Source organism: Desulfovibrio sp., from assembly GCF_047607245.1.
In the GTDB taxonomy this organism is placed as follows: domain Bacteria; phylum Desulfobacterota; class Desulfovibrionia; order Desulfovibrionales; family Desulfovibrionaceae; genus Desulfovibrio.
On the sequence record NZ_JASGDK010000029.1, the window covers coordinates 1 to 3,963 of the forward strand.

The 3,963-nt window shown below is 59.1% G+C and carries 3 protein-coding genes; all 3 read left to right on the forward strand.

Going from position 1 to position 3,963, the window contains the following annotated elements; genetic code table 11:
* Positions 1-273 precede the first annotated feature (273 nt).
* The 3 genes from QM579_RS02395 (at position 274) to QM579_RS02405 (ending at position 3,643) form a co-directional block, all read left to right on the forward strand.
* Complete coding sequence (locus tag QM579_RS02395) at positions 274-615, forward strand: hypothetical protein (protein ID WP_414997632.1); 342 nt, start codon at positions 274-276, stop codon at positions 613-615.
* Entirely contained in the window at positions 608-2,038 is a 1,431-nt protein-coding gene (locus QM579_RS02400) for a histone deacetylase (RefSeq protein ID WP_414997633.1), read from the forward strand. The genes QM579_RS02395 and QM579_RS02400 overlap by 8 nt, the downstream gene beginning before the upstream one ends.
* Before the next feature lie 393 nt (positions 2,039-2,431).
* Positions 2,432-3,643, forward strand: a complete 1,212-nt coding sequence (locus QM579_RS02405; protein ID WP_414997634.1) for a saccharopine dehydrogenase family protein — start codon at positions 2,432-2,434, stop codon at positions 3,641-3,643.
* Positions 3,644-3,963 lie beyond the last annotated feature (320 nt).

Sequence of the window (3,963 nt, forward strand, 5' to 3'; positions counted from 1 at the left end):
ACCGCGCCCTTGCTGATGAAGAACCTGAGCGCTTTGCCATCATTGATGCCGCGCAGCCGCCTGAAGACGTGGTGCTTCAGTGCCGCTCTGCCATTGAGGCGCACTTGCGCCGCCGTGGCCGGGGACTCGAATAGAAAGCGCATCGCAGTAGCGCGCCCCTGTGAAGCACCCGATGCCGCAGGCCAGACATTCAGCCCCGCACGCTATGACAACTGGCTTCATAACAATTCTGTCACATAACCTGTTTATAATCCGTCTGTTGGGAGAAATACCATGCAAGAATTTTACGATCTCAAAATTGAAGGCACAAAGCTGCATTTCATCCCCCGTCCAGGCGGAGCCGAAGGCTTTGAATTCGCCCTGCCCGAACCTCCTGAAAACCATTCTGCGGCGGGCATTCTGGGCGACCCCGAGCTCATGTACTGCGTGGCCTTCCGCAGGGAAGACGGCCCCGGCGGCCTCTTTGCTATGTATGATGAAAACGGCCTACTGTTCATAGCTGTGGCTGGCAATAATCTGGCCTACTCACTGGGTCTGGCCCAAATGGGCCGTATGGTGACCTATGCCCGCTACGGCGCAGACATCTTTGACGCTCTGGACGAAGGCGATGACTGATCTGCGGGCCGGGCAACGCCCGGCAACGCACTGTTCCCCGCAGGTGGACATAAAGACCGCCTTCCGTGCCGCACAGCGGCTGGGAGTGGTCTTTTTTCCGGCCTTTGACTGGGCCATTTCTGCCACACATCCCGAGCGTGAAGAACGCCTGCTCTATACGCGCGACCAGCTTGTGGAAGAAGGGCTGTTCGATATTCCCGGTATTACGGAATACCGCCCGTCCTTCGCCAGCCACGCGCAGCTTGAGCGTGCCCACTTTTGCCTGCCCACGGCCCGCGCCGTGAGCACAGATTCGCATCTGGCGGCGGCAGGCGGAGCCATACGCGCCGCCCGCCTTGTGCTTGAAGGGCACGAAGACCGCGCCTTTGCCCTTGTGCGCCCGCCGGGGCACCACGCCATGCGTGTGGTGCACGGCAACCGCGGCTTCTGCAATATCAACAATGAAGCCGTCATGGTTGAATACATCCGCGACAACTACCCCCGCCCGGACGGCCGCCCCTTGCGCATCGCCATTGTGGATACAGACGTGCACCACGGCGACGGCACGCAGGACGTGTTCTGGAACGATCCGCATACCCTGTTCATTTCCCTGCATCAGGACGGGCGCACCCTTTACCCCGGCACGGGATTTCTCAAGGAATGCGGCGGCCCCGGCGCTCTTGGCCGTACCATCAACATCCCCCTGCCGCCGGAAACCTCGGACGAAGGCTATCTTTACGCCGTGGAGCACGCGGTACTGCCCATTCTGGAAGACTTCAAGCCGGATTTTGTCATCAACTCCGCCGGGCAGGACAACCACTTCACCGACCCCTTGGCCAACATGAAGCTGTCGGCGCAGGGCTATGCAGCCCTGACCAAACTGCTGAATCCTCATGTGGCGGTGCTTGAAGGCGGTTACTCCATCCGGGGAGCGCTGCCCTACGTGAATCTGGGTATCTGTATGGCACTGGCCGGACTGGACGCGGGCGACATCCGCGAACCGGGCTGGACGCCGGAAGCCACGCGGCAGGCCCCCAAAGTGGGCCAGTACATAGCCCGCCTGTGCGAACAGGTGCGTGACTACTATTTCAACCCGCCGTCAGAACCGTTTGAAGGCCGTGTGGAAGGCCGGGGACAGGACCGCTGGTGGGTAAGGCAAAAACACATATTTTATGATACGGATATGCTCAGTGAGGGGCAGACAGAAGCCTGGCGGCTCTGCCCGGACTGCTCCGGTCTTGGCCGCATTGAAACTGCGTCAGAACGCGTAGCCCGCTCGCTTTGCCTGCTTGTACCGCGCCACGCATGCCCGGCCTGCCGCGCCAGAGGGCAGGAGCTTGCCGCAGAAGCCCGCAAGGCCGGACGCCATGCCCATGTGATGGTGCTGGACGGCGACGCCGCCAACACCGCCGCGGATGCCGAAGACGACCTGCTACGAGTATAAAAGCGGTCACTCCGTTTCAACGGCAGCAACGGCATGCGGCTACCAATGCTGCCTCAGTGCGGTCGCAGATGCAGTCACGAATGCGATATTGGCGCGCCGAATGCGTCATCCGCAGGTCCAAGCATGCTCACGAATTGCTGCAAGCCCTCGCCTGTTCGCAGGCAGGGTCAGACTTTTTGAGTTTTCAGGAGTATTACGGTCTGGCTGTATAAAGGCCGAGCCGGATGCCTATAATCCGGTTGACGAATCCGGTCTTTGCAGGCATATAGCCGGACTTTGCGCCCGCAACGGCAACTGCTGCCAGAGGCGCTTTTTGTGTGATGGGACGTGACCGGGCGGCGAGGCCGCACGGATTTTCTTTTGACCCCCTATCTTGCTGGAGAGGGAAGAGCTATGGCGAATATCCTTATCATCGGCGCGGGCGGCGTCGGGAGCGTGGTTGTCCACAAATGCGCCCAAGTGGCCAAGGAAGGCGGCACTTTTGACAAGATAACCCTTGCCAGCCGCACGGTAGGCCGTTGCGATGCCATCGCAAAGAGCGTGAAGGCGCGTTACGGCGTGGACATTGCCACTGCTCAGGTGGATGCCGACAACGTGCCCGAACTCTGCGCGCTTATCCGCAGCATCAAGCCTGATCTCGTGTGCAACGTGGCCCTGCCCTATCAGGACCTGCACATAATGGACGCCTGCCTTGAATGCGGCGTGCATTATGTCGACACAGCCAACTACGAACCGCTGGACACCGCCAAGTTTGAATACAGCTGGCAGTGGGCCTATGCTGACCGCTTTCGCGAAGCCGGGCTTACCGCCCTGCTCGGTTCCGGCTTTGACCCCGGCGTCACCAACGTATTTGCCGCCTGGGTCATGAAGCACGAGCTGGATGAAGTGCATGTGCTGGACATCATCGACTGCAATGCGGGCGATCACGGCCAGCCTTTTGCCACCAACTTCAATCCTGAAATCAATATCCGCGAAGTGACCGCACCGGGCCGCTACTGGGAACGTGGCGAATGGGTGGAAACCGATCCCCTGTCCTGGTCGATGAACTTTGATTTCCCCCAAGGCATTGGCGGCAAGAAGTGCTTTCTCATGTATCATGAAGAGCTTGAGTCGCTGGTAAAGAACCTCAAGGGGATTCGCCGCGCCCGCTTCTGGATGACGTTCTCTGACAATTATCTCAATCACCTGAAGGTGCTGGGTAATGTGGGCATGACCCGCATTGATCCCGTGAACTTCCAGGGGCAGGACATTGTGCCCATCCAGTTCCTTGCCAAACTTCTGCCCGACCCGGCCTCGCTTGGCCCCCTGACCAAGGGCAAGACCTGCATTGGCGACCTCATGCGCGGCGTCAGCGGAGGCAAGGAAAAAACCGTTTACATCTATAACATCTGCGACCACGAAGAATGCTATGCTGAAGTGGGTTCGCAGGCCATTTCGTACACCACGGGCGTGCCCGCCATGATCGGTTCCAAGATGGTGGCCGAAGGCACATGGCGCAAACCCGGCGTGTGGAATATGGAACAGTTTGATCCTGATCCCTTCCTCAAGGATCTTGGCAAGTATGGCCTGCCCTGGCAGTGCGTGGATGTGACGGGGAAGATATAGGTTCTTCTCAAACTTGGAATGGCCGCGGGGATTCATCTCTGCAAGGTAATTCAAGGCTTGGGAAGACAGGTTTGTTTTTGAAAGGCTGTTTACCCGGATGACGGATAAACAGCCTTTTACTTTGTTTGGGGATTGAGCAAAGCCTGTCCTTTGAAAAAAAGATTTCCGTGCCTGCGGGCACGAGGGCCTTTCAATTTCTTCTATTCGTGCCGCCTGCGCGGCGTGCGGCACGGCGGGGCCGGTTATGGGGCTTCGCCCCCTTCTTGGCCCCCCTTGCATCCCCCCCGAAGCACCCCCTGCTCTACCCCGACCAAAATGTA